General features: G+C 76.1%; 21 protein-coding genes. 16 read left to right on the top strand and 5 right to left on the bottom strand.

The features are described from left to right. Position 1 precedes the first annotated feature (1 nt). Positions 2-1798 carry a glycoside hydrolase family 20 zincin-like fold domain-containing protein gene (locus AFB00_RS24135; protein ID WP_068799083.1) on the top strand — a complete coding sequence of 599 codons (1797 nt, stop codon included), beginning with the start codon at positions 2-4 and terminating at the stop codon, positions 1796-1798. Further along, positions 1795-2811 (top strand): acyltransferase domain-containing protein, encoded by a 1017-nt coding sequence (locus AFB00_RS24140; RefSeq protein ID WP_068799084.1) that lies wholly within the window; start codon positions 1795-1797, stop codon positions 2809-2811. The genes AFB00_RS24135 and AFB00_RS24140 overlap by 4 nt, the downstream gene beginning before the upstream one ends. Here the strand turns inward: AFB00_RS24140 and AFB00_RS24145 are convergent. Continuing rightward, positions 2798-3547: an SGNH/GDSL hydrolase family protein gene (locus AFB00_RS24145; RefSeq protein WP_156819709.1), complete on the bottom strand. Its 750-nt coding sequence runs from the start codon at positions 3545-3547 to the stop codon at positions 2798-2800. The two genes, AFB00_RS24140 and AFB00_RS24145, sit on opposite strands and share 14 nt — an antisense overlap. A 112-nt stretch (positions 3548-3659) precedes the next feature. On the opposite strand from AFB00_RS24145, the gene AFB00_RS24150 reads away from it, so the two are divergent. The 3 genes from AFB00_RS24150 to AFB00_RS24160 all read left to right on the top strand — a co-directional run bounded on the left by AFB00_RS24150 (position 3660) and on the right by AFB00_RS24160 (position 6239). Beyond that, complete coding sequence (locus AFB00_RS24150) at positions 3660-4340, top strand: response regulator transcription factor (RefSeq protein WP_068799086.1); 681 nt, start codon at positions 3660-3662, stop codon at positions 4338-4340. A 61-nt stretch (positions 4341-4401) separates the two neighbouring features. Further along, complete coding sequence (locus AFB00_RS24155) at positions 4402-5760, top strand: sensor histidine kinase (protein WP_231974050.1); 1359 nt, start codon at positions 4402-4404, stop codon at positions 5758-5760. After that, positions 5757-6239, top strand: a complete 483-nt coding sequence (locus AFB00_RS24160; protein ID WP_068799088.1) for a hypothetical protein — start codon at positions 5757-5759, stop codon at positions 6237-6239. Before AFB00_RS24155 ends, AFB00_RS24160 begins: the two co-directional genes overlap by 4 nt. A gap of 23 nt (positions 6240-6262) precedes the next feature. Here AFB00_RS24160 and AFB00_RS24165 read toward each other — a convergent pair whose 3' ends face one another. Both AFB00_RS24165 and AFB00_RS24170 read right to left on the bottom strand, forming a co-directional pair. After that, positions 6263-7477: an acyltransferase family protein gene (locus tag AFB00_RS24165; protein WP_068800611.1), complete on the bottom strand. Its 1215-nt coding sequence runs from the start codon at positions 7475-7477 to the stop codon at positions 6263-6265. A gap of 96 nt (positions 7478-7573) precedes the next feature. Beyond that, complete coding sequence (locus tag AFB00_RS24170) at positions 7574-8434, bottom strand: SDR family oxidoreductase (RefSeq protein WP_068799089.1); 861 nt, start codon at positions 8432-8434, stop codon at positions 7574-7576. Between the two features lie 76 nt (positions 8435-8510). Here AFB00_RS24170 and AFB00_RS24175 point away from each other — a divergent pair, with 76 nt between their 5' ends. The 3 genes from AFB00_RS24175 (at position 8511) to AFB00_RS24185 (ending at position 11733) form a co-directional block, all read left to right on the top strand. Next, positions 8511-8975, top strand: coding sequence for an RrF2 family transcriptional regulator (locus tag AFB00_RS24175; RefSeq protein WP_068799090.1), 465 nt, complete (start codon positions 8511-8513; stop codon positions 8973-8975). A gap of 123 nt (positions 8976-9098) precedes the next feature. Then, positions 9099-10820 (top strand): DUF885 domain-containing protein, encoded by a 1722-nt coding sequence (locus AFB00_RS24180; RefSeq protein ID WP_068799091.1) that lies wholly within the window; start codon positions 9099-9101, stop codon positions 10818-10820. Between the two features lie 79 nt (positions 10821-10899). Continuing rightward, a complete protein-coding gene (locus tag AFB00_RS24185) occupies positions 10900-11733 on the top strand; it encodes a CPBP family intramembrane glutamic endopeptidase (protein WP_068799092.1) in 834 nt (277 codons plus the stop codon). A 10-nt stretch (positions 11734-11743) separates the two neighbouring features. On the opposite strand, the gene AFB00_RS24190 is transcribed toward AFB00_RS24185, so the two are convergent. Then, positions 11744-12295: a cysteine hydrolase family protein gene (locus AFB00_RS24190; RefSeq protein ID WP_068799093.1), complete on the bottom strand. Its 552-nt coding sequence runs from the start codon at positions 12293-12295 to the stop codon at positions 11744-11746. A 126-nt stretch (positions 12296-12421) separates the two neighbouring features. Between AFB00_RS24190 and AFB00_RS24195 the strand changes: the two genes are divergently transcribed. After that, on the top strand, positions 12422-13165 hold the full coding sequence (locus tag AFB00_RS24195) for a MerR family transcriptional regulator (protein ID WP_068799094.1): 744 nt from the start codon (positions 12422-12424) through the stop codon (positions 13163-13165). Between the two features lie 6 nt (positions 13166-13171). Here the strand turns inward: AFB00_RS24195 and AFB00_RS24200 are convergent, their stop codons facing one another. Next, complete coding sequence (locus AFB00_RS24200) at positions 13172-15202, bottom strand: S9 family peptidase (protein WP_231974051.1); 2031 nt, start codon at positions 15200-15202, stop codon at positions 13172-13174. 88 nt (positions 15203-15290) lie between these two features. On the opposite strand from AFB00_RS24200, the gene AFB00_RS24205 reads away from it, so the two are divergent. The 7 genes from AFB00_RS24205 (at position 15291) to AFB00_RS24235 (ending at position 24674) form a co-directional block, all read left to right on the top strand. Continuing rightward, positions 15291-19496, top strand: a complete 4206-nt coding sequence (locus tag AFB00_RS24205; protein ID WP_068799095.1) for a S1 family peptidase — start codon at positions 15291-15293, stop codon at positions 19494-19496. Positions 19497-19583: 87 nt separating this feature from the next. Further along, positions 19584-19793, top strand: a complete 210-nt coding sequence (locus AFB00_RS24210; protein WP_068799096.1) for an MbtH family protein — start codon at positions 19584-19586, stop codon at positions 19791-19793. 130 nt (positions 19794-19923) lie between these two features. Next, on the top strand, positions 19924-20943 hold the full coding sequence (locus AFB00_RS24215; RefSeq protein ID WP_068800613.1) for an iron-siderophore ABC transporter substrate-binding protein: 1020 nt from the start codon (positions 19924-19926) through the stop codon (positions 20941-20943). Continuing rightward, complete coding sequence (locus AFB00_RS24220; protein ID WP_068799097.1) at positions 20940-21983, top strand: FecCD family ABC transporter permease; 1044 nt, start codon at positions 20940-20942, stop codon at positions 21981-21983. The genes AFB00_RS24215 and AFB00_RS24220 overlap by 4 nt, the downstream gene beginning before the upstream one ends. Next, positions 21980-23035, top strand: a complete 1056-nt coding sequence (locus AFB00_RS24225; protein WP_068799098.1) for a FecCD family ABC transporter permease — start codon at positions 21980-21982, stop codon at positions 23033-23035. The genes AFB00_RS24220 and AFB00_RS24225 overlap by 4 nt, the downstream gene beginning before the upstream one ends. Then, positions 23032-23841 carry an ABC transporter ATP-binding protein gene (locus AFB00_RS24230; RefSeq protein WP_068799099.1) on the top strand — a complete coding sequence of 270 codons (810 nt, stop codon included), beginning with the start codon at positions 23032-23034 and terminating at the stop codon, positions 23839-23841. Before AFB00_RS24225 ends, AFB00_RS24230 begins: the two co-directional genes overlap by 4 nt. Positions 23842-23885: 44 nt before the next feature. Further along, positions 23886-24674: a TauD/TfdA dioxygenase family protein gene (locus tag AFB00_RS24235; protein WP_068799100.1), complete on the top strand. Its 789-nt coding sequence runs from the start codon at positions 23886-23888 to the stop codon at positions 24672-24674. Positions 24675-24677: the final 3 nt, after the last annotated feature.

Consider the following 24677-nt stretch of genomic DNA (forward strand, 5'->3'; position numbering starts at 1 on the left):
CGTGCCCGCCACCCCGTTCCCCGTACCGCGCTCGCTGGTCACCTCACCCGGCGGTGCCGCGCTCGACGCGGCCGTGACCGCGGAGACCGACACCGCGATCCCCGCCCAGGGGTACCGGCTGCGCACCGGGCCGGACGGGGTGGCGGTCCGGTACTCCGACGCCGCCGGGCTGCGCTACGCGCTGCAGACCCTGGACCAGCTACGGGCGTCGCCGGACTACACCGACGTCGGCTACGACATCGCCGACCATCCCAACATCGGGTGCCGGGGGTTCCTGCTCGACGTCAGCCGGGACCGCGTCCCCACCCGGGCCACCCTGGCCCGGTGGGTCGAGATCCTCGCGCTCGCCCGCTTCACCCAGCTGGAGCTCTACACCGAGCACACCTACGCCTTCGCCGAGCACCGTGCGGTGTGGCAGGACGCGTCCCCGCTCACCGCGGCCGACCTGCACTGGCTCGACGGGGTCTGCGCCGCCGCCGGGATCGAGCTGGTGGCCAACCAGAACACGTTCGGCCACATGGAGCGCTTCCTGGCCCACCCGGAGTACGCGCCGCGCGCGGAGAACCCCGACGGGTTCGAGCGCGGCGGCGGCCACCATCCCCCGAGCACGCTGGCCCCGACCCCGGACAACGCCGCGTTCGCGCACGGCCTGCTCGCCGAGGTCACCGCGCAGGTGCGCAGCCGGCGGGTGAACATCGGCGCCGACGAGCCGTTCGAGCTGGGCACCGGCCACTCCGCCGAGCGGGTACGCCGCGACGGCCGCGGCCCGGTCTACATGGACCACATCACCGCGGTGATGGCGCCCTGGCTGGCCGAGGGCTACACGGTCGAGTTCTGGGCCGACGTGTTCCTCGACCATCCCGAGCTGCTGGACCGGGTCCCGCCCGGCGCGGTGCCGGTGGTGTGGCAGTACGACGGCCCCCGGCACACCGCGGAGGTGCTCGCCGCGGACGGCGCGGAGGCCGGTGCCTGGTCCGGGCGCGGGGCGGACCTGCACCGCCTGCGCGACGGCTTCGGCGCCGCCGCCCGCCGGCTGCGGGCCGCGGGCGTCCCGTACTGGGTGGCGCCGGGCGCGGCGAACTGGAACAGCGTGCTCGGCCGGTTCGACAACGCGGTGGAGAACATCCTGGACGCCGCCGCAGCCGGGATCGAGCACGGCGCCGCCGGATTCCTGCTCACCTCCTGGGGCGACCACGGCATGTGGGACCCGCCGCCGGTGGCGTTCGGGCCCGCGGTGCTCGGCGGGGCGGTGAGCTGGTGCCTGGAGGCGAACCGGGACCTCGACGTCGCCGCCGTCCTCGACGAGCGGGTGCTGGGCGATCCGGCCGGTCTGCTCGGCGGCGTGCTGGTCCGGCTCGGCGGGGTGTACCGCCACTTCGGCGTGCCGCTGCTCAACGGCTCGCCGGTGGCCCGGGTGCTGTTCGGCGAGCCGGGCCTGCCGTTGCCCGAGCTGCCGGCGGCGGACGCGCTGGACCGGGTGTCCGCGGTCCTGGCGGGGTGCCGCCGCGACCTGGCCGCCGCCGACCCGGCGTCCGCGGACGGGCCGGTGGTGCGCCGCGAGCTGGAGCACGCGGTCGCGCTGGCCGAGTTCGCCGTCGACGTCCTCGCCGCCCGCGCCGCGGCGGGCCCGGACGGTCCCGGCGCGGACACGGCCCGCCGGTTGCTGAACCGGCTCGATCCGCTGCTCGCCGAGCAGCGCGCCTGCTGGCTGCTGCGCGCCCGCCCCGGCGGGCTCGACGACAGCATCCGGCGGATCGACGGGCTCCGCCACGAGCTGCTGCGGGCGGCCGCCCGATGACCGCCGCCGCGACCGCGCCGGTGCGGGACTGGCTCGCGACGCTGACCGGGGACGACCCGCGGTCCGCACTCGCCTGGGACCCCGGCCCGCTCCCGGCGGCGCAGGCCCGCGACCGGCTCGGACCGCTCGGGGTACCGGAGGAGGACCGGGCCGCGGTACTGGCGACCCTGCCGGACCCGCGGCACGACCCCGACCGGTGGCGGGCCCTGTGCGGGTGCCTGCGGACGCTGTTCTCCGGGCCGCCGGGACGCGAGCCGGACTGGCCCGACGCCCCGGCCGGGCTCGGCGCCGCCGGCCGCTACTTCTACGTCCACCTCTGCCTGCTGGCCCTTCCGGCCGCGCGGGACCGGCAGCACGGGGCCGGCGTCACCGACGACGTCGCGGACGCCACGTTCGCCGACGTCGGCGCGAAGATGACCATGTACCGGCGGGCGCACGGGACCGGCGGGTTCGACCGGCAGCGCTGGGTCGTCCGGCACCTGCGGGGCACGCTGCACCGCTTCGGGCGCCTGCAGTTCGAGCGCGCCCGCTTCGCCGCGGCGGCGGTCGGCGGCCCGGCCGGGCCCGCCGGGCCCGCCGACGGCGACCCGGTACTGGCGGTGCACATACCCGGCGACGGGCCGATGCGTCCCGGGGACTGCGACGACTCGTTCCGGGCCGCGCACGCCGCCGTGGCCGCCGAGCCGCCCGCCGCCCGCCCCCGGTTCGCCACCTGCAGCTCGTGGCTGCTCGACGACCAGCTCGCGGAGTACCTGCGCCCGGACAGCAACATCGTCGACTTCCAGCGCCGGTTCACCCCGGTCGGCCGGTCCGCCGCGGGGGACGCCGACATCCTGGAGTTCGTCCTCGACATCCCACCCGGCCGGGCGTTCCCGGCGCACCCGCCGCAGGACACCGCGCTGCAGCGTGCGATCGTCGGGCACCGCCGGGCGGGGCGGACGTGGCGGGTGGCGCACGGGTGGGTGCCGCTCGGGCCCGCGGCGGGCGCGGGCGCCCGGTTCAGCAGCCGGTGAACCGCGGGTCGGCGGACCAGCCCGCGTTCGCCCACTGCTCGGGGGCGGCCGGGACGATCCCCGGCCGGACCACGGCGAGCTTCTCGACGAGCCAGGTGGCGAACCGGGCCGCGCCCTGCTGGCAGGCGTGGATGCCGTCGGCGCTGCGATCGGGCAGCCCGTCCCGGGTCTGCTGGTAGGCCGGGCCCCAGACCGTCTCGGCGTCGAGGGCGACGACCCGGCCACCGGATCCGTCGGCGACGGACAGGACGGCGTCGCGGGTCGCGGCCAGCTCGCCCATGTGCGGGGCGTAGAAGTCGTCGGGCCGGATCGGCGGCGCCGTGACCAGCGCGAGCACGGCCCCGGTCCCCGACACCGTGTCGGCCAGCCGCTGGTAGGCGTCCCGCTGTTCCTGCGGGGTGCCCCAGTCGTAGGTCGTGACCTGGTAGACGACGACCGTCGGTGCGGCGGCGGCGATCCGGCCGGGCAGCTCCGGCCAGTGCCGGTCGGCGAACGGTCCGACGACGTTGCCGCCCCCGTCGGCGGCGAGGGACTCGAACCCCGCCCCGGCGGCGTCCAGCGCGGCGCCCAGCGGGAGGGCCAGTCCCTCGGCCACCGAGTCGCCGAGCAGCAGCACCGTCTCCGGTCCGCCGGCGCCGGCCGCCCCCTCCGCCGGTCCGGCGGTCCGGTCGGCGCAGGCCGCGGTCGTCAGGAGTGCACAGGTCAGCAGGGCGATGAGTCTCGCGGTCGTGGTCACGGTGCCGACCGTCCCGCCCGTGCGTCGCGGCGGCTCCACCGTCGTGTCGCGGTCGTGTCGCAGCCTGCGCGTCACCGCGACGGGGCCGCGTCCGGGACCCGATACTGGCGTCGTGGCCGCGGTACTGCTGATCGAGGACGACCCGCTGGTGCGGCGTGGTCTCGAACTCGCGCTGAGCCGCCTGGGCCACGGCGTCCAGCTGGCGGGGACCGGCGAGGACGGGCTGCGGGAGTTCGGCGCGCGCCGCCCCGACCTGGTGGTGCTCGACCTGATGCTGCCCGGGATGGACGGGTTCGAGGTCTGCCGGCGGATCAGGGCGGCCGGGGAGACCCCGGTGATCATGCTGACGGCCCGCGGCGAGGACACCGACGTCGTCGGGGGCCTGGCCGCCGGGGCGGACGACTTCGTGGTCAAGCCGGCCCGGCCCGCCGTGCTCGACGCGCGCATCCGCGCCGTGCTGCGGCGGGCCGGTACCACCCCCGCCGACGGCGCCGTGCACGTCCACCGGGACCTGCGGGTCGACACCGCCTCGCTGGCGGTGTCGGTGCGCGACGAGCCGGTGGCGCTGACCCCCACCGAGCTGCGGCTGCTGCTGACCCTGCTGCGGGCACCGGGCCGGGTGTTCAGCCGGCGCCAGTTGCTGCAGGAGGTGTGGGAGCACGACTACCTCGGCGACTCGCGCCTGGTCGACAACAGCGTGCAACGGCTGCGGGCCAAGATCGAGACCGTCCCGGCGGAGCCGGAGTACGTCCAGACCGTGCGGGGGTTCGGCTATCGCTTCGGGCCGGTGTGACGCCGGGACGCGGACCCGGCCGCGGACGCGTGGGCTGCGCGTCCGGTTCGTCGTCGCGTTCGTGCTGGTGACGGTGGCCGGTGCCGGTGCGGCGGCGTGGGCGGCGGCCGGTGCGGCCGGTGCGGCGCTGACCGGGTCGTTGCAGAGCGGGCTGGTCACCGACGTCGGCTCCTCGGTCGCCGCCCTCGCCCCGACCCTGACCTTCCCGCCCGACCGGGACGCGCTGGACCGGCTCCGGACGGCGGTGGGCCCGGACGCGCTCGTCGTCGCCGGGGACCGGGAGTCCGCGGGTGGGGCCGCCGGCCGGGTCGTCACCGACGCCCTGCGCGCCGGGGTCCGGGGCGGCGACCGCACGCTCACCGAGCGGGTCGTCGACGGCGGACGGCCGTGGCTGGTGATCGGCGTCCCGGTCGTGCGGACCGGCCTGGACGGTGCCCGGACGGCCTCCGGCGTCGAGGTCTACGCCGCGCGCGATCTCACCGCCGTCGACACCGAGGTCGGCGGCGTCGCCGGTGCCGCGGCCGGTGCCGCGGCGCTGACCGTGCCGTTCGCCGTGGTCCTCGCGGTGCTCGCCGCCGGGAGCGTGCTGCGGCCGGTCCGCGACCTGCGGGACACCGCCCGGCGGCTCACGGCCGGTGACCTCACCGCGCGGGCCGCCCCGACCGGTGCCGACGAGCTGGCCGACCTCGCCCGGACCGTGGACGAGATGGCAAGCTCGCTGCAGGCGTCGATGGCCACGATGGAACGGATGCAGGACGACGCGCGCCGCTTCGCCGCCGACGTCTCGCACGAGCTGCGCACCCCGCTCTCGACGCTGACGGCGGTCGCCGACGTGCTGGACGCCGCGGCCGCCGACCTGCCGCCCGACGGCCGCGAGTCCGTGCAGCTCGCCGTGACCGAGATCCAGCGGCTGGTCCGGCTGGTGGAGGACCTCATGGAGATCTCGCGCCTCGACGCCGGGACCGCCACCCTGCGCCGGGAACCGGTGGACGTGGCCGAGGCGGTGGGCGAGAGCCTGCGCGCCCGGGGCTGGGCCGCGGAGGTCGAGCTCGTCGCCCCGCCGGGGCCGCCGCTGCTGCTCGACCGTCGCCGGCTGGACGTGATCGTGGCCAACCTCGTCGGCAACGCGCTGCGGCACGGGGCCCCGCCGGTCGTCGTACGGGTGGGCGGGGATGCGGACCGGCTGCTGGTCGAGGTCGTCGATCACGGGCCCGGTCTTGCCGACGACGTGCTCCCGCAGGTGTTCGACCGGTTCTTCAAGGCCGACCCGGCCCGTGGCCGCACCCCGGGCAGCGGCCTCGGCCTCGGGATCGCCCGGGAGAACGCCCGCCTGCACGGTGGCGACCTGACGGTGGGGACGGCCGGGGCCCGCGGGACGCGCTTCGTGCTGTGGCTGCCGCGCGAGGCGGGGGACCGGTGAGCGGCGCCCGGCGGGCGGCCTGCGGGCTGCTGCTCCTGGTGCTCGCCGGGTGCGGCGTGACGCCCGCCGGCGTCACCGATGCGGGCCCGGCCCCGACCGGGGTGGCACCGGGGCCGACGGTGTTCTTCCTGGGGCCGGCGGGGGAGCTGCGCGGACAGGTGCGCCCGATCGGGCACCTGGGCACGATCTCCGACGCGCTCGCGCTGCTGCTCGCCGGTCCGGGCGGCTCGGGTCTGGGCACCGGGATCGCTCCGGCCGGTGTGCAACGGGCCGGTGTCGTGCTGACCCCGGCCGGCATCGACGTCCGCGTGCCGCTGACGATCGGGGACGTGACGCCGGCCGGCGTCGACCAGATCGTCTGCACCGCGCTCGCCGTCCACGTGGTCGGGGGCGGGGCCCGGGACACGACCGTCCGGGTGGACTTCGTCCAGCCGACGCCCGAGTCGGACGTGCGGCGTCGCTGCCCGGTGATCCGCTGAGCCCGTCCGCTCGGCCCGGCCGCTCAGCCCAGCCGGGAGACGTCCACCACCACCGGCGGCGGGGCGGGCAGCACCACCCACAACACCGCCCACAGCACGGCCAGCCCGATCGTCACCGTGACCACGGCGGCGAGACCGCTCCGCCCGCGGGCCCAGCCCGCGCGGAACCGGACCGGGTCCTCGACCAGCACGGTCGACAGGATGGCCGCCCCGACCGAGACCGCGCACACCGTGACCGTCCACAGTGGGTCCCCCGGGCCGCCCGGGAGCAGCACGATCACCGGCCAGTGCCACAGGTAGAGGGCGTAGGAGATCCGGCCCGCCCCGGTCAGCGGCCGCACGGCGAGCAGGCGGGCCACCCACGACCGCGGTGCCTGCACGCAGAGCGCGATCAGCAGGGCCGCCGCGACCGAGAACAGGGCGAGACCGCCGGTGAACAGCAGCGGTGCCCGTTCCCCGTCGACGAGCAGCAGCGCCGCCGCGATCCCGGCGGCCGCGGCCGCCGCCGACCCGCCGGGCCACCGTCCGGGGAGACGGGCGAGGAACGCCCGCACCGGGCCGGTGGCCGCGGCCGCGCCGACGAGCAGCGAGAACGCCCGGGTGTCGGTGCCGGTGTGGACCCGGGTCGGATCGACCGGGTCGGCCAGCACCGCCATCAGCACCACCGAGCCGAGCGACAGCAGCGCTGCGGCCAGGAGCACGCGGCTCCCTGCCCGGTCCGCCCCGCGTGCGAGCAACACCACCAGCAGCGGCCACGCGAGGTAGAACTGCTCCTCGACGGCGACGCTCCACAGGTGCTCGAACACCCGCTGCTGCCCGAACCGGTCCCAGTAGCTCGCCGACTCGGCGAGCAGGTGCCAGTTCTGCAGGTTCAGCTGGACCCACGGGCCGTCGGACAGGGTCGAGCGCGCCAGGTCCGGCGGGCCGAACAGGACGGTGCCCGCCCCGGTGACGAGCAGCAGCACCGCCGTGGCCGGCAGCAGCCTGCGGGTCCGGCGGCCCCAGAACGCCCGCAACGACACGGTCCCGGTCGCGGCGACCTCCCGCAGCAGCAGGTCGGTGATGAGGTAGCCGGAGAGCGCGAAGAACAGGTCGACGCCCAGGAACCCACCGGGCAGCAGGCCGGTGTGGAACGCCAGCACACCCAGCACCGCGACACCGCGGAGCCCGTCCAGCGCCGCGGACCGGTTCGTGGAGGTCACCGGCGGCGCGGCGGCGGAATGCGTGGTTGCGGGCACGGCGACCACGGTGGCGCTCCGGTGCGGTCGCCGGGTCCCGGTGCTGTCGCAGATCCGTCGCAGACCGCCGGACGGCACCGGCAGCCGGCCCGCGGGTCAGCTCACGGTGGCCGCCCGCAGCAGGTCCCCGGCGGCCCGGGGCGCGACCCCGGTCAGCCGCTGCACCGTGTCGGTGACGGTGCCCAGGTACCCGAGCCGGGTGGCCGCACCGAAGGACACCGTCAGCTGTGCGAGCACCTCGGGCAGGCCGGCGGCCAGCAGGTGCCGTTCGAACGCGGCGTCGTCGAGGTCGGCCACGGACACCTCGGAGCCGGCGATCTCCCCGGCGATCCGGGCCAGGTCCGCGGCGGTGACGGCGTCCGGCCCGGTCACGTCGTACGCCCGGCCCTCGTGGCCGTCCTGGGTCAGCACGGCGGCGGCGACGGCGGCGCAGTCCCGGCGGTCGACGTAGGCCGCCCCGCCGGTCCCGCCGTTGGTCGTGAGCCGCCCGGTGCGGGCCGCGGCGGCGACCGTCGGTTCCTGCAGGTGGCTGTAGAGGTTGTTGCGCAGGAAGGTCCAGGCCACCGACGACTCGCGGAGCGCGGCCTCGGTGCCCAGGTGGTCGGGGACGACGAGCGCGGGGTTGTCCGGCCCGGGGGAGGGCACCGAGGTGTAGACCACGTGCCCGACCCCGGCCCGCTCCGCCGCCTCGATCGCGGCCCGGTGCTGGGGCACCCGGCGGCCGACCGCGTCGGTGGAGACCAGGAGCAGCTTCTCCACCCCGTGCAGTGCCTCGACGAGCGAGGCGGGGTCGTCGAAGTCGGCCGCACGGACCCGCGCGCCGCGCCCGGCGAGGTCGGCGAGTGCCTCGGGCCGGCGGGTGGTGAGGACGAGTTCGCCCGGGTCGACCCGGTCGAGGAGCAGTTCGGCGGTCGCCCGGCCGAGTGCGCCGGAGGCTCCGGAGACGGCGATGCTCACGGCGATCCAATCTGTTGCTGTGATGGTTACGAATAAACCGTAACCATCACAGTGGCGATATGGCAAGATGTCCGGCATGGCGGGGTCGACGAGCACACGGTTCGCGGTGGCCGTGCACGTCCTGACCTATCTGGCCGGGGTGCGCGACCGGCCGGTCAGCTCCGACGAGCTGTCGGCCAGCACGAACGTGAACGCCGTGCACGTGCGCCGGGTGCTGGGCCCGCTGCGGGACGCGGGGATCGTGCGGTCCCGCTCCGGTCCGGGCGGGGGATGGGAGCTGGCGGCCGGGCCCTGCGACCTGACCCTCGCCACGGTCTGGCGGTTGGTGGCCGACGACCAGCCGGTGCTGGGCCTGCACGGGCCGGACCCGGCATGTCCGGTGGGCCGGACGGTCCGGGACACGCTGCGGGACCTCGACGACTCGCTGGCCGCGGTCGTCGTCGCCGAGCTGGAACGGCGGACGGTGGGGGGCGTGCTCGCCGACCTGGTGGCGGACACCGGGGCGGAGCGGCCCCGCGGGCCCGGGGAGTGCCCCGGCTGAGCGCCCCGGCCGGTGCGCGACCGATGTCGGGGCCCGGCCGCCGGGGACGCGACGTCCGGCGGGTCCGGTCCGGTGCGGCGCCTGCCTACGCTGCGTCCGGGCAGCGGGGGACGGGAGTCGATCATGACGGTGCGGACGACAGGACCCGACGGGACCGTCGACGGTCTCGCGGACCGGGTGTGGGAGCACGTCGTGGCGACCGAACCCCAGCTCGCGCTGGGCAGCGGTGTGCCGGTCGAACGGCTGCCGCACGGTTCCGCGGCCGAGGCGGTCGCCGACGCGGCGGTCGGGCGGGCGGTCCGCGACGGCCTCGCCCGGATCGACCGGGCCGCGCTCACCCCGGACCGGCGGGACACGGCCGCCCTGCTGGAGCACGTCGCGCAGGACTGGTGCGCGGCCGAGGACCTGCGCTGGTCGTGCTTCCCGATCGCCCCGTACCGGTCCTACGGGATGCTGACGTCCGCCCCGCAGGCGCTGGGCTCGGTCGGTTTCGACGATCCCGCGTCCGATGTGGACCGCTACCTGTCGCTGCTGCGGGACGTCGCGCGGTGGGCGGACGAGGCGCGGGGCACGCTCGCCGGCCAGGTCGAGCGCGGCCTGGGCGTCCCGCGGGCCGCGCTGCCCGGGTTCACCGGCACCGTCACGCGGATCCGCGACCTGACGTCCACCTGGGCCCGGGCGCACGAGGAGCGGTCCGCATCGCTGGCCGCGGCGCACCGCGGTGCACTGGTCGACGGCGCCGGACGCCTGCACCGCGACGAGGTGCTCCCCGCGTTCGACCGGCTGTTGCGGTACCTGGACGGGCCCGGCGCGGACTCGGCGGTCGACGGGGCCGGGATGGCGCACCACCCGGGTGGTGCCGAGATCTACGCCCGGCTGGTCCGCTCCTACGCGTCCTACGACGTCACCCCGGAACAGGTGCACCGGATCGGCCTCGACGAGGTCGCCGAGCTGACCGAGCGGATGGCGCAGCTGCGGGCCGATGCCGGCGCCGCCGCCGACGAGCCGGCCCACCGCCGGGCCGTCGAGGCCGACCCGCGCTTCCACGCGCGCTCGCCCGCCGAGGTGGCGGACACCTACGCGCGGCACCTGCGCCGGATCGAACCGCTGCTGGGGCGCTGGTTCTCCGTGCTCCCGCAGGCGCCGTACGAGACCCGGCGGCTCGATCCGGCCCTCGAGGCCGGCATGTCCTACGGCTACTACGAGCCGCCCCGTGCGCAGGACCCGGTCGGACGCTACCGGTTCAACGGCTCCGGCCTGTCGAGCCGGTCCCAGGTCAACGCGGCCACGCTGATCTTCCACGAGCTCGTCCCGGGGCACCACTTCCACCTGGCCCGCCAGGCCGAGGACCGTGCCGCGCACCCGCTGCGCGGCCGGTACGCGCCGTTGCTGCTGGGCGCGTTCACCGAGGGCTGGGCGGAGTACGCCGCCGCGCTCGGCGCCGAGATGGGTCTCTACGACGACCCGTGGGACCGCTACGGCCACTACGTGCACCAGCGGTTCACCGCCCAGCGGCTGGTCGTCGACACCGGGGTGAACGCGCTGGGCTGGTCGCTGGAGCGGGCCGCGGACTACATGCGTGCGACGACCATGGAGTCCGAGGAGCAGATCCGCACCGAGACGCTGCGGTACGCGACCGACATCCCCGGCCAGGCGCTGGGCTACCGGCTCGGGTGTCTCCGGCTGCAGGAGCTGCGGGCCGGGGCGGAGCGGGAGCGGGGCGCGTCGTTCGACGTCCGGGAGTTCCACGAGGTCGTCCTCGGTCCCGGCGCACTGCCGCTGCACGCGGTGGGGGAGAACGTGTCCCGCTACGCGGCCGGGTCGGGGGGAGCGGCCCGGGTGTGACGGCCGGGCCCCGGGTCCGTTGCCCGCCGCGACGTCCGCTGCCAGGGTGGGCGCGGGGGACGGACCGAGGGGGCGCCGGATGGCGGAGCCGGCCGGGCACGAGCACCGGACGCGCCGGGGACCGGCGGCCGTCGTCCGGCGCTACCCGCTGACGGCCTACTCCGTCCTGCTCGTCGCGCTGAGCTGGCCCGCGCAGCTCGTCCTGCCGCTCGCGGTCGCCCTCGTCGGACCCAGCGTCTGTGCGTTCGTCGTGGTCGCCGTCGCCGGAGGCCGTGCGGGCGTGCGGGAGCTGTGGGGCCGGGTGCTGCGGTGGCGGGTTCCCGGCCGCTACTACGCGTTCGCGGTGGCCGGGCTGGGCGCCTACCTGCTCGGGACGGTCTGCGCGTTCACCGCGCTGCTGTTCCCGCAGCAGCTCGTGCCCCGGCCGGTCACGGAACTGGTCCTCACGGCGCTGCTCAACCTCCCGGTCCTGTTCGTGCTCGTGGGACTCGGGGAGGAGTTCGGCTGGCGCGGGTTCGTGCAGGACCGGTTGCAGCACCGGCACGGCCCGCTCGCGGCGGCCGTGCTCACCGGCCTGATGTGGGCGGTCTGGCACGTCCCGCTGCGGATCGCCGAGAACGGCTGGTCCGCCGCGAACCTCGGGTGGACGGTCGCCGGGATCACCTCCGCGGCCGTCGTCTACGCCTGGCTGTTCAACCGGACCGGGGGCAGCGTCCTGCTGGTCGCGCTGCTGCACGCGGGGGAGAACACCTGGATGGGCAGCCCGTTCGCGCTGCTCTTCGATCCGGGCTCGCCGGACTTCCTGTTCTTCGTCCACACGTGGAACGCGTTCTACGTGGTCCTGGCGCTGCTGGTCGTGGTGCTGACGAGGGGGCGTCTGGGGCTGCCGTCCGGCGCGATCGGCGAGCGGTGAGGGTGCCGCGTCAGAACCCGGAGAGCCCGGCGGTCGTGGTGACCCGGCCGAACCGGCCGTGCAGCGCCGCGGCGGTGCGTTCCTGGACCTCGCCCGGGTCCAGCGATCCCGAGCCGTGCCATCGGGGCAGCGCCATGGTCGCCGTCGCGTCCAGGACGAAGGTCACGCGGTAGCCGAGGTCGGAGGCCACCCGTGCGGTCGTCTCGCAGCACTGCTCGGTGCGCAGCCCGCAGACCACGACCTCGTCGGTGCCCCGGGCGCGCAGCCGGTCGTCGAGATCGGTCCCGGTGAACGCGTTGTGCACGGTCTTCGTCAGCGACGGCTCCCCGGGCTCCGGCACCAGCCCGGCCAGCGGGCGGACGTACCCGTGCGCGGGATCGAAGACGGTGCCGGTGCCCGGCTCGGTGTGGAACACCCACACCACGTCGTGACCGCCGGCCCGGGCCCGCCCGGCCAGCTCGCCGATGCGGTCGGCGACGTCCGGGTCGGACACGGTCGCCCAGTCGTCCGGGCGGGCGCGGAAGGACTCCTGGGCGTCGACGACGAGCAGCGTGGTGGTCATGCACCCAGCCTGGCGGGACCGTCGCGGACCCGGCCACGCCGTGAACGGTCACGAGGGGAGCAGATCCCGCCGCATCCCGGGCCCCGTACGGTGGCCCTCCACCGCCGGACCGGAAGGAACCCTCGGGTGCTGAGCAGCGAACTCGCCGAGCTGGCCGGGGTCACCGTCCGCACGCTCCGGCACTACCACCAGATCGGGCTGCTGGCCGAGCCGCCGCGCTCGGCCGGCGGATACCGGCGCTACGACGTGGGCCATCTCGTCCGTCTGCTGCGCATCACCCGGTTGACCGCGCTCGGTGTGCCGCTGTCGGCGCTGTCGTCGGTGCTCGACGACCCGGCCGCGGCGGAGGAGCTGCTCGACGACCTCGACCGGCAGGCGGCCGCCGGGATCGAGCTGCTGACGGCCCGCCGGGACAGCATCGCGGCGCTGCGGCGCACCGGGTCCCCGCCGGACATGGACCCGGATCTCGCGGCGTTCCGCTCGGCGTCGGGCCCGGGGCTGCCGGCCGAGATGGCCCGCTACGAGCGCGAGCAGCTGGTCCTGGTGGAGCACCTGCTCGGTGACGACGCCGGCCGGGCGCGGCTCCGGGCCCTGCTCGGGGCGGCCGCGGAGGAGTCGGCGGTGGCCGGCCCGCTGACCGCCCGGTTCTACGCACTCGACCACGACGCCCCGGACGCCGAGGTGGACCGGCTGATCGAGGAGTGGGTCGCGCACCTGCGCCCGATCCTCGCCCGCCTGTCGGACCTCCCCGAGCTGGACCGGCGGGCGTCGAGCCTGTTGAACGAGCTCGACGCCCGCTCGCTGAAGCCGGTGCAGCACCGGGTGGTCCGCCGGATCGAGGAGCGCCTGAGCGAGCCCGGCGAGGGCTGAGCCGGGTCAGCCCGCGCTGCCGGCCACGCTGCCGCTGCGTCCGCCCAGGTGCTTGGCGAGGAAGCGCTCCAGGGTCTGGTACAGCTCGATGTTGCTGTCCGCGTTGATGAACCAGTGTCCCTCCCGCTCGTTGAGCAGGTACTCCACCTCGGAGCCGCGGGCCCGCAGCGACTCGACGACCCGTTCGGAGTTGCGGGGCGTGACGCGGACGTCGTTGGCCCCGTGGATGAACAGCATCGGTGCGGTGATGTCGTCGACCCGGCTGATCGGGGACCGCGCCAGCATGTCGGCCTTCTGCGCCGGGTCGTCCGGGTCGCCCATGTAGCGGATGTAGGAGTTCTGCACGCTGCGCCGGGCCGCCGGGATCACCGAGCGCACCAGGTCGGTCAGGTCGGACATCCCGGTGTAGCTGACCGCGGCGGCGAACCGGTCCGGGGTGAACGCGGCCCCGACCATGGCTGCGTACCCGCCGTAGGAGCAGCCGTAGATCGCGACCCGCGCCGGGTCGCTGTAGCCCTGCTCGACGGCCCAGTCGACGGCGTCGATCAGGTCGTCGTGCATGCGCCCGGCGAACTCCCCGATCGCGGCCTGGGTGAACGCCTTGCCGTACCCGGTGGAGCCCCGGAAGTTCACCTGCAGCACGGCGTACCCGCGGTTCGCCAGCAGCTGCACCTCCGGGTCGTAGCACCAGCTGTCGCGGTACCAGGGGCCGCCGTGCACGAGCAGCACCGTCGGCAGCCCGCGGGGCTCGACACCGACCGGGAGCGTCAGGTGACAGGGCAGACCCAGCCCGTCGCGGGCGGGCACGGTGACCGGGGTGACCGGGGCGAGGTGCGCCGGGTCCAGGTGCGGGTACGGCCGGAACAACCGCCGCGCCCGGCCGCTGTCGTGGTCGTAGAACCAGGTCACGCCGGGGTCGCGGTCGTGGTTGAAGTCCGCGACCCAGCGCGTCCCGGTCGAGTCGCAGGAGACGTGGGCCAGGTCGCCGTCGGACAGCTCCTCGAGCCGCGGCAGGATCTCGGCGAACTGCGGGTCCAGGGCGTGGATCACCTGTCGCGCGCCCAGATAGCGCGCACCGAGCAGCGCCCCGGAGACCGGGTGCAGGATCAGCGAGGTCGGGAACCGCGTGTCCGCCTCCGGGCGCGGGGTGTCCAGGTCGTACACCGGGTGGCTGTCGACCCCGGTCTGCTCGCCGGTGGTCAGGTCCACCCGGACCAGCCGGGTCCGGTCCGAGCCCCGGGCCGAGCCGATCAGCAGCCCGTTCCCGTCCGTGGTGAGGACGCCGGGGGCGATCCCGAACAGGTGGTCCCGGCCGGAGAAGCGGGCGATCGGGGCGCCGATGCCACCGTCCCAGGCGGAGAGCACGTGGTCGCCGTCGTCCTCCATGGTGAAGACGAACATCCGGCCCTGCGACGCGACGATCCAGTTCAGCACGTCGCCGGGGTTCTCCGCGAGCAGCGTGACGCGGCCGGTCGCCAGGTCGATCTCGTGCAGGTCGATGAGGTCCGGGCGGCGCGCGTTCAGCCCGGCGAGCACCGTGCCCGGGCGGTCGGACGGCAGCTGCATGGCGAGCAGGCGGACCCCGGGGAACGGCGTCAGGTCGACCGTCGGCTCGTCGGGCCGGTCGATGTCGGCCCGGTGCAGGTGGTGGTTCTCGTCGCCGTCGGTGTCCTGGGTGAACAGCACGTAGCGCGAGTCCGCGGTCCAGAAGAAGGTGTCGATGTTGCGGTGGGCGTCGGAGGTGACCCGCCGGGCGTCCGGGGCGTCGGCGTCCGGGGTGCCGGCGTCCCAGTCCGAGTCCACGTCGCGGACGTAGACGTTGAGCCGGTCCCGCCAGGGCGCCAGGTAGGCGACCCGGGTGCCGTCCGGGGAGAGCCGGGCGCGGGAGCGGGTGGGCAGGTCGAAGAACTCCTCGGCGGTGACGAGCGGTGCCGGTGCCATCGTGATCGGGCCTTCCTGCTGGGCGTCGTGGACGATCCCGAGTGAAGACTCCGACGTCGGGTCGGCCTCAAGCCTGCGCCGGGTGATCGTCGTCACCGCCGGGGTGCGATCCCGCTACCGCGGACGGGGCGCTGTTGGTTGGATACGTGCAGCGCACGCCAGGAGGAGGACCGGTGACCCAGCGGTGAGCACGGTCGACGGCGCCGTCGCCGCCGGGGGGCGGGCCGGGCTCTTCGCGAGCGCGTGCGTGCGGATCTGCGACGGCGGCCCGGGCGGCCCCGTGGTCGGGACCGGATTCCTCGTCGGGCCGGATCTCGTCGCGACCTGCGCGCACGTCGTCGCCGAGGCCCTCGGTGGCCGCGCCGACGCCGCGGAGCCACCGCCCGGGATGGTCGCACTGGACTTCGCGATCCTGGGGGAGGAGCCCGGCTCGCGCACCGCGCGCATCACCCGCTGGTCGCCGATCGCTCCCGACGGCCGGGGCGACGTCGCCCTGCTGCGCCTCGACGAGCCGGCGCCGCCCGGTGCGCTGATGCCGCCGCTGCGCGGTGGCGACGGGTCGCGCTGGGACCACCGGTTCCGCATCTTCGGGTTCCCCGAGGGGCAGGACGACGGGGTCTGGACCACCGGCCGGATCCGCGCCGTGCAGGGGACCGGCTGGCTGCAGCTGCAGGGCACGCCGGGCGACCACCCGGTCGAGGGCGGGTTCTCCGGTTCCCCGGTGTGGGACGACGAGACCGGTGCCGTGATCGGCATGACGGTCGCGGTCGACCGGGTCACCGGGGTCACCACTGCCTACGTCGTCCCCGCCGCCGACGTGCTCGGGCTCGACCCGGAGCTGTTGCCCTGCCCGTACCGGGGGGCCGAGCCGTTCGACGAGGAGCACGCCGAGGTGTTCTTCGGCCGTGACCGCGAGCTGGAGCGGCTGCGCCGGGCCCTCGACGACGGCCCGGTCGTGGCCGTCGCGGGCCCGTCGGGGGCGGGCAAGTCGTCGCTGGTCCGGGCCGGGCTGGTGCCAGGGCTGCGGCGCGCCGGGGTGCCGGTGGCGGCGGTCGCCCCGGACCCGCCGGAGGACGTGCTGGTGGCGCTCGCCGCCGCGGTGCAGCTCCTGGCCACGCCGGGCACCGCCCCGGCCCGGCTGGAGCTGGACGCGACCCGGATCGGCGGGGCACTGGCCGGTGCCGCCACCCGGGCCGGCGGCGTCACCGAGCTCGCCGCGGCGCTGTCCGGCAGCGACCGGGTCGTGCTGCTGCTCGACCAGTTCGAGGAGCTGATCGAGATCGCCCCGGAGCGCGCCCGGGACGTGCTCGACGTGCTCGCCGCGCTGGTCGGCGCGCCCGGCGCGGACCGGCTGCGGGTGCTGCTCACCGTCCGCGCCAGCGCGTTGGAGGAGGTGCTGACGCCGGACACCGCGGCGTTGCTCGGTTCGGGCACGGTGCTGGTCGGGCCGCTCGACCCGCCCCGGCTGCGCGAGACGGTGGAACGCCCGGCGGCCGTCGCCCCCGGGCTGCGGTTCGCCGACGGCCTGGTCGACCGGATCCTGGCCGACGCCGATCCGGGGCCCGGTCAGCTGCCGCTGGTGCAGTCGCTGCTCGTGCAGCTGTGGCACCGGCGCGACGGAGGGACGCTCACCTGGGCGGCCTACGAGACCGCCGGCGGCGTCGCCGGGGCGCTCGCCCGGCACGCGGACCGGGCCGCGGGCGCCGTCGCCGTCGGGCCGGCGGCGGACCGGGAGCTCGACGCGCTGCTGGTGCGTCTGGTGGCGGTCGGCCGGGACGGGGTGCCGATCCGGCGTGCGGTCCGTTACCGCGACCTGCCCGGCGGGCAGCGTGCGCTGGTGGCCCCGCTGGCGGCGCACCGGCTGGTGACACTGTCCGGGCAGGGCGATGCCGCCGTCGTGGAGACCGCGCACCAGTCGCTGGCCACCCACTGGCCGCGGCTGCGCCGGCTGGTCGAGCACGACCGCGACTTCCTGACCTGGCGCACCGAGCTGGACGCGGCCCGCCAGCGCTGGCTGGCCGCGGAGCGCGACGACGACGCGCTGCTCCGTGGCTCGGCGCTGGGCGCCGCACAGCGGTGGCACGACCGGCGCGCCGACCTCACCGGCGAGGAGTCGGACTACCTGGACCGCAGCCGGGACCGGCGCCGCCGGGAGGTCCGGCGCCGCCGGATCGGGGCCGGTGCGCTCGCCGTCGCGGTCGCCGTGGCCGTGACGCTGACGGTCGTCGCCGTGCAGGGTTCGGTCGCCGAACGGGCCAGGGCGACGGCGGCGGCGCTCGCCGCCGAGTCCGGCGCACGTGCCGCGGCGGACCCGGCACTGGCCGCGGAGCTGGCCGCGACGGCGTGGGCCACCGATCCGGACGAGCCCGGCGCCCGGGCGGCACTGGTCGACCGTTACGTCGAGACCACCGGCGTCGACGGGTACGTCGCCCCCGCCGGCTCCGGGCGTGGCGCCGCGTCGGTCTCCGCCGCGGGGTCCGGCGCGGGAGCCGCGTTGCTGGTCGTCGGGGCCGATCCGGCGGCGTCCGGTGTGGACGCGGTGGTGAGCGGCGTGCTGGGCCCGCACCCGCAGCGCAGGCCCCTGCCCGCCGACCGGTACGACGGCTGGCACCTCTCGGCCGACGGCCGTCACCTCGCACTGCACCGCACCGACGGCGGTATCGAGCTGCTCGACCTGACCGCGCCACCGGACGCCGCCCCGGTCGTGCTGGCCGGGCCGGGGAACGCCGGTGTGGCCCGCTTCGGCCCGGACGGCCGGACCCTCGCCTGGGCCGACCGTGCCCCCGACGGCCCGCGGGTACACCGCTACGACGTCGGCACGCGGACGGTCCGGACCGTGCCCGCACCGCTCGGCCCGGAACCGGTCACGGTCTACCCGCTCGCCCGCCCCGAGCAGGTGATCGTCCGTGCCGCGGGCGGCCCCGCCCGGCTCCTCGACCTCGGCAGCGGCGCCGAACTGGCGTCGGTGCCCGCGGACACCCGGGTCCATCCGGCGGACGGCCGGCCCTACCGGCTCGACTGCACCCCGGCGTCGGCGGATCCCGGCTCGGTCACGCGGGTGACGGTCCGGGAGGTGGGTGTCGATCCGCCGGTCCGGACGATCGCGCTGGACGAGAGCCGGCGGGACTGCGACTTCCTGCGGGTCAGCGCCGAGGGCCGCTGGCTGCTCACCGCCGAACCGGTGGCCGCGGGCCTGCAGCGGTGGCGGGCGGTGGAGCTCGGCACCGGCCGTGCCGTGCAGTTCGCGGTCCCGCAGCTCGAGGCGACGAGCTGGAACAACCCGGACACGGCACTCGGCATCACCCTGGCCCCCGGCGCCGACGGCAGTCCGGTCGCGTTCGTCGCCGCGGGCTCGGCGGTGCTGCGGGCCCCCACCGTGCCGGCGCCCGTCGAGCGGGGGACCCGGTACCCGGTCACCGGATCGGACACGGTCGTCACCGTCGTCGCGGAGGACGCGACCGGGCGCCGGGACGTCGTCTCGCGCGATGCGTCCGGTCGCGAGCTCGCCCGGCGGCCCGGGCTGGTCGGCGGCGCGGCCCGGTGGCAGGTCGGCGAGGACCTCTGGCTGCTCGACCGCGATCCCCGGGGCTGGACGGCCACCTCCTACGACCCGGGGACGCTCCGGGAGGAGCGGGTGCTGCGGCTGCCGCCGGTCCCGACCGAACGGTTGGGGGTGTTCACCTCGGTGGTGGCCGACGGCGACGGCCGGACCACCGGTGTCGTCGGTGTCGCCGGCGGCACCCTCGCCGCGTGGGACGCGGCGGGCACCGCACTGGGTGCCCCGTTTCCGATCGCCGCCACACCGGAGGACGCCGACCGCTACCGCACGTCGGCGCGGGTGGTGGGGCGGCCCGGTCATCCGGGCCAGGCGCTGGTCGGTACCGCCGGTGACCAGATGACCCTCTGGGACGTCCCCGGCCGCCGGGAGCTGGCCCGGTTCCCGATCCGGCCCACCGACCCGGTCGTCGTTGGCGACGACCGGGTGGTCGCCGCCGGCGGGCCGGGCACGATGCGGGTCTGGGACCTCGCCGCCGTCGACGCCGGGAGCGGTCCCGGGGAGCCGTCGGTCCTGCCGCTGGCCGACGGTCAGCAGCCGGACGGGTTCCTGGCCGACGGACGGCTCGTGACGAAGCCGGGGGGAGCGGCGCCGGGCCGCACGCTGGTCCACGACCTCGACCGGCGTGCGGTGGTCGCGGCGCTCCCGGCGCCCCCGGCCGGCGTCGTCGCGCACGGCCGGGAGCTGAGCTACGACGCGCGGCTCGGGAACCTGCCGGTCACGTTCTCGGTCGATCCGGAGCGCTGGGTGGCGGGTGTGTGCCGGGTCGTGCCGCCCGAACCGTCCGCGGCGATCCGCCCGCTGGCGCCGGGCGCTGCGGATCCCTGCCCGTGACCCGGAGCACGCCACCACCCCCGGTCGTCCGGGGTTGGTTAGCCTCTCCTCAGTGAGGCCGGTGCCGGTACAGCTGAGGAGTCGCCCGTGTCCGTGAACCCGTTCGACGACGAGGACGGAACGTTCTACGCCCTGGTGAACGCGGAGGGGCAGTACTCGCTGTGGCCGCAGTTCGCCCCCGTCCCCGACGGGTGGGACGTCGCGCACGGCCCGGCCGGCCGGGCCGCCTGCCTGGCCCACGTCGAGGAGCACTGGACCGACCTCCGACCGCGGAGCCTGGCCGAACGGACGGGCTGACCGGGCGGCGTCGATGTCCGGTGTGTCCGGAACGACACTGATCGATCTTCCTTCTGTACGGGCGTGCCATTTAGGTTAGGCACACCTGATGGTCGACGAGTGCCGACCGTCCCCCCGGCGGAAGGACCTCATGATCTGCGCACGTCGACTGGCCGTCGCCGCCGTCTCGGTGGTGTCCGTCGGACTACTCGCCGCCTGTTCCACGCCCGGCCCGGACCCGGCCGCGGGTGGTGACGGCGGCACCCGGGTCGTCGAGCACGCGCTCGGCAGCACCGAGGTGCCGGCCGACCCGACCCGGGTCGCCACGGTCGCCTGGTCCAACCACGAGGTCCCGCTGGCGCTCGGCGTCGTCCCGGTCGGGATGGCCGCCGCGAACTTCGGCGATGACGACGGCGACGGCCTGCTCCCGTGGGTGGCCGACCGTCTCCGGGAGCTGGACGCGCCGGCCCCGGTGCTCTTCGACGAGACCGACGGCATCGACTTCGAGGCGGTGGCCGAGACCCGGCCCGAGGTCATCCTGGCCGGGTACTCCGGACTGACCCAGGAGGAGTACGACCGGCTCAGCGAGATCGCACCGACGGTCGCCTACCCGGAGACCGCGTGGGGCACCCCGTGGCGGGAGACGATCCGGATCAACGCGGCCGGGATGGGCCGGGAGGCCGAGGGCGCCCAGCTCGTCGCGGACCTGGAGCGCCGGATCACCGAGGCGGCCGCCTCGGCGCCGGAGCTGGCGAGCCGGCCGGCGATGTTCCTGACCCACGTCGACACCACCGACCTGAGCCAGGTCAGCTTCTACACCACGCACGACACCCGGACGCAGTTCTTCACCGACCTCGGCATCCCGCTGCCGGAGAGCCTGGTCGCGGCGTCGGCGGAGACCGAGGCGTTCTCCTCGACCGTCAGCACCGAGCAGGCCGACGCGTTCTCCGACGTCGGCGTGATCGTCACCTACGGCGGGGACGAGCTGCGCCAGGCGCTGCGCGCCGACCCGGTCCTGTCGCAGATGCCGGCCGTCGCGCAGGACGCGATCGTCACCCTGCCCGGCGCGGCGCCGGTGGGTACCGCCGCGAACCCGACGCCGCTGGCGATCCCCTACATCCTCGACGAGTACGTCGGGCTTCTCGCCGGGGCCGGGTCGGCCGGGCGGTGACCGCGGCCCCGGAGGCCGCGGCCCGGGCCGCCGCACGGGCCGGGCGACCGCGGCGGATCCGCGTCGCGGGCCTGGTCGGTGTCCTCGTCGTGCTGCTCGCCGCGGGCTGGCTCTCGGTCGCCGTCGGTGCCCGGGTCGTCGGCACCGACGCGGTGCTCGCCGCGCTGGGAGGGTCGGCCGAGGGCTTCGACCAGGCGGCCGTGGCGAAACGCATCCCGCGCACGGTGCTGGCGATGGCCGCGGGGGCGGCGCTCGGCGTCGCGGGTGCGGTGATGCAGGGCGTCACCCGCAACCCGCTGGCGGACCCGGGCATCCTCGGGGTCACCATGGGCGCCTCGCTGGCGGTGGTGACCGGGCTCGCGTTCTTCGGGCTGGCCTCCGCGGGCAGCGTCGTCTGGGTGGCCATCTGCGGCGCGGCGGTGACCGCCGTGTTCGTCTACGTCGTCGGGTCGATGGGCCGCGGCGGCGCCACCCCGCTCACGCTCGCACTCGCCGGAGCGGCGACGACGGCGGCGCTGGCGTCGCTGGTCACCGCGGTGGCGCTGCCCCGCGGAGACATCTCGGCGAACGTCCGGTCCTGGCAGGTCGGCGGGGTCGGCGGCGGGACCTGGGAGGCGCTCCTGCGGATCTGGCCGTTCCTCGCGGTGGGCCTGCTCGTGTGCCTGCTCGCCGCGCGGGCGCTGAACACGCTGGCCCTGGGCGACGAGCTGGCCGCCGGCCTGGGGGAGCGTGTGGTGGCGGCCCGGGCCGTCGCCGCGGCCGGGGCGGTCGTGCTCTGCGGAGCGGTCACCGCCGTCACGGGGCCGATCGGCTTCGTCGGTCTGGTCGTGCCGCACGCCTGCCGGCTGCTCGTGGGTGTCGACCACCGCTGGCTGCTGCCGTTCTCCGCGGTGGCCGGGGCGGCCCTGCTGACCCTCGCCGACGTCGCCGGACGGGTCGTCGCCCCGCCGTCGGAGGTCGCCGTCGGCATCGTCACCGCGTTCCTCGGTGCACCGGTGTTCATCTGGATCGTCCGTCGGCAGAAGGTGCGAGAGCTGTGACCGTCACCCGTTCCGGACCGGCCCCGGCGACGGTCGCGGCCGTCGCCGGGGCGCGCCGTCGCCGGTCCCGGCACCGGCGGGTCGTCGTCGGTGTGCTGACCGCGACGGTCATCGTCGTCTTCACCGTGGGCCTGATGGTCGGCGACCGGTTCGTCCCCCTCGGCGACGTCCTCGCGGTCGTCGCCGGAGCCGATCTCCCCGGGACGAGCTTCACCGTCGGCCGGCTGCGTCTGCCGCGCGGCGTGCTCGCGATCCTGGTCGGGGCCTGCTTCGGCCTCGGCGGCGTCGCGTTCCAGACCATGCTGCGCAACCCGCTGGCCAGCCCGGACATCATCGGGATCTCGGCCGGGGCGAGCACCGCGGCCGCGTTCGCGATCGTCGTCCTCGGTCTCGGGGCGACCGCCGTCTCGGTGTTCGCGATCGTAGCGGGCCTCGCGGTCGCGCTGCTGATCTACCTGCTGGCCTTCCGCGGCGGTGTCGCCGGGACCCGGCTGATCCTGGTCGGTATCGGCATCGCGGCCATGCTGACCAGCCTCACCGACTACATCCTGGCCGGAGCGGCCCAGTGGGACCTGCAGGAGGCACTGCGCTGGCTGACCGGCAGCCTGAACGGGGCGAGCTGGGGCCGGGTCCTGCCCGTGCTGATCGCGCTCGGGTGCCTCGGGCCGGTGCTGCTGTCCCGCACCCGCGACCTGTCCGCGACCCAGCTCGGTGACGACACCGGCGCGGCCCTGGGCGTCCGGGTGGGCCGGGCCCGGCTGGTGGTCGTGGTCGCAGCCGTCGGGCTGGTGGCGTTCGGCGCCGCCGCGACCGGGCCGATCGCGTTCGTGGCGTTCCTGTCCGGGCCGATCGCGGCCCGGATCGTCGGGAACCGGGGCTCGCTGATGGTCCCGGCGGCCCTGGTCGGCGCGTTGCTGGTGCTCGGTGCCGATCTGCTCGGCCAGCACGCGCTCGCGCTGCGCTATCCGGTCGGGGTGGTCACCGGCGTGCTCGGTGCGCCCTACCTGCTCTACCTGATCGTCCGTTCCCACCGCGCCGGAGCCGCTCTGTGACCACCGACCACACCCTCGCCGTCCGGGACGTCACCCTCGGCTACGGGGACCGGACCGTCGTCTCCGGGCTCGACCTCACCGTCCCGCCCGGTGCGGTGACCGCGATCGTCGGCGCCAACGCGTGCGGGAAGTCGACGCTGCTGCGTTCGATGTCGCGGCTGCTCGCACCGCGCTCGGGGCACGTGCTGCTCGACGGCCGGGCCGTGCACCGGATGCCCGCGAAGCAGCTGGCCCGCACGCTCGGCCTGCTGCCGCAGTCCCCGTCCGCGCCCGAGGGGATCACGGTGAGCGATCTCGTCGGCCGGGGACGGCACCCGCACCAGGGGATCCTGTCGCGCTGGAGCGGGACCGACGACCTCGCGGTGGCCGAGGCGCTGGAGGTGACCGGCACCGTCGAGCTCGCCGAACGGCCGGTGGACGAGCTGTCCGGCGGCCAGCGCCAGCGCGTGTGGATCGCGATGGCGCTGGCCCAGCGGACCGACCTGCTGCTGCTGGACGAGCCGACGACCTTCCTCGACGTCAACCACCAGATCGAGGTCCTGGACCTGCTGACCGATCTCAACCGGCGGCGCGGCACCACCGTCGTGATGGTGCTGCACGACCTGAACCTGGCCGCGCGCTACGCCGACCACCTGGTGGCGATCGCCGACGGCGGCGTGCACGCGGCCGGCACGCCGGCCGCGGTCCTCACCGAGGACGTCGTCCGGGCGGTGTTCGGCATGGAGAGCCGCATCATCACCGATCCGGTCTCGGACAAGCCGCTGATGCTGCCCCTGGGACGGCACCACACCGTCGCCCGGTCCTAGCCGCCCGACGGGCGCCCGGTGCCGTGCGCCCGCAGACTCGGTCCATGGAGCACACTGTTCTGGAGCCGGTCGGCGCGGTCGTCGGGGGGTTCGCGGTGCCCGATGCCGACGCGGCCGCCGTCGCGTCGGTGCGACGGCTACTGGCCGAGCACGGGGTGGTCGTCCTGCCCGGTCAGCACGGACTCGGCGACGACGACTTCGTGGCCTACCTGCGGCGGTTCGGTGGTCTCGCGTTCACCGCGGGGGAGACGCCGGTCCCCGGCTTCCCGGACCTGAACGTGGTGAGCAACGTCGGGCGTACCACCCCGCCGCGCAGCACCTTCCACGTCGACACCAGCTACCTCGCCCGGCCGCCCGCCTACACCGCGTTGCGCGCCGTGCAGGTGCCGGCCCGCGGTGGTGCCACCCAGTTCAGCAACCAGTACCGGGCCTACGACACGCTCCCGGACGAGCTGCGGGACCGGCTCGCCGGGCGGACGATCCGGCACGTCGTCACCGGGCTCGGACCGCAGGACGCCGGCCCGGAGACCGAGGCCGAGCACCCGGTGTTCCGCCGCCACCCCGAGTCCGGGCGGGTCGCGCTGTACCTGTCGGCCCCGGCCCGGTGCGTGGCGATCAGCGGGCTGACCGACGGGGAGTCGCGGCGGATCGTCGCGGAGCTGTTCGCGCACTCGACACGGCCCGGCAACGTGCTGCGCCACGCCTGGTCCCCGGGGGACGTCGTGATGTGGGACAACGCGTGCGTGCTGCACCGTGCCGACCACTCCGACGTCGTCGGGGACCGGGTGCTGCACCGGGGCATGGTCGCCGGGGGAGTCCCGCTGGCGGCGTGAGCA

Origin of the sequence: Pseudonocardia sp. HH130630-07 (assembly GCF_001698125.1) — a bacterium.
In the GTDB taxonomy this organism is placed as follows: Bacteria; Actinomycetota; Actinomycetes; order Mycobacteriales; family Pseudonocardiaceae; genus Pseudonocardia.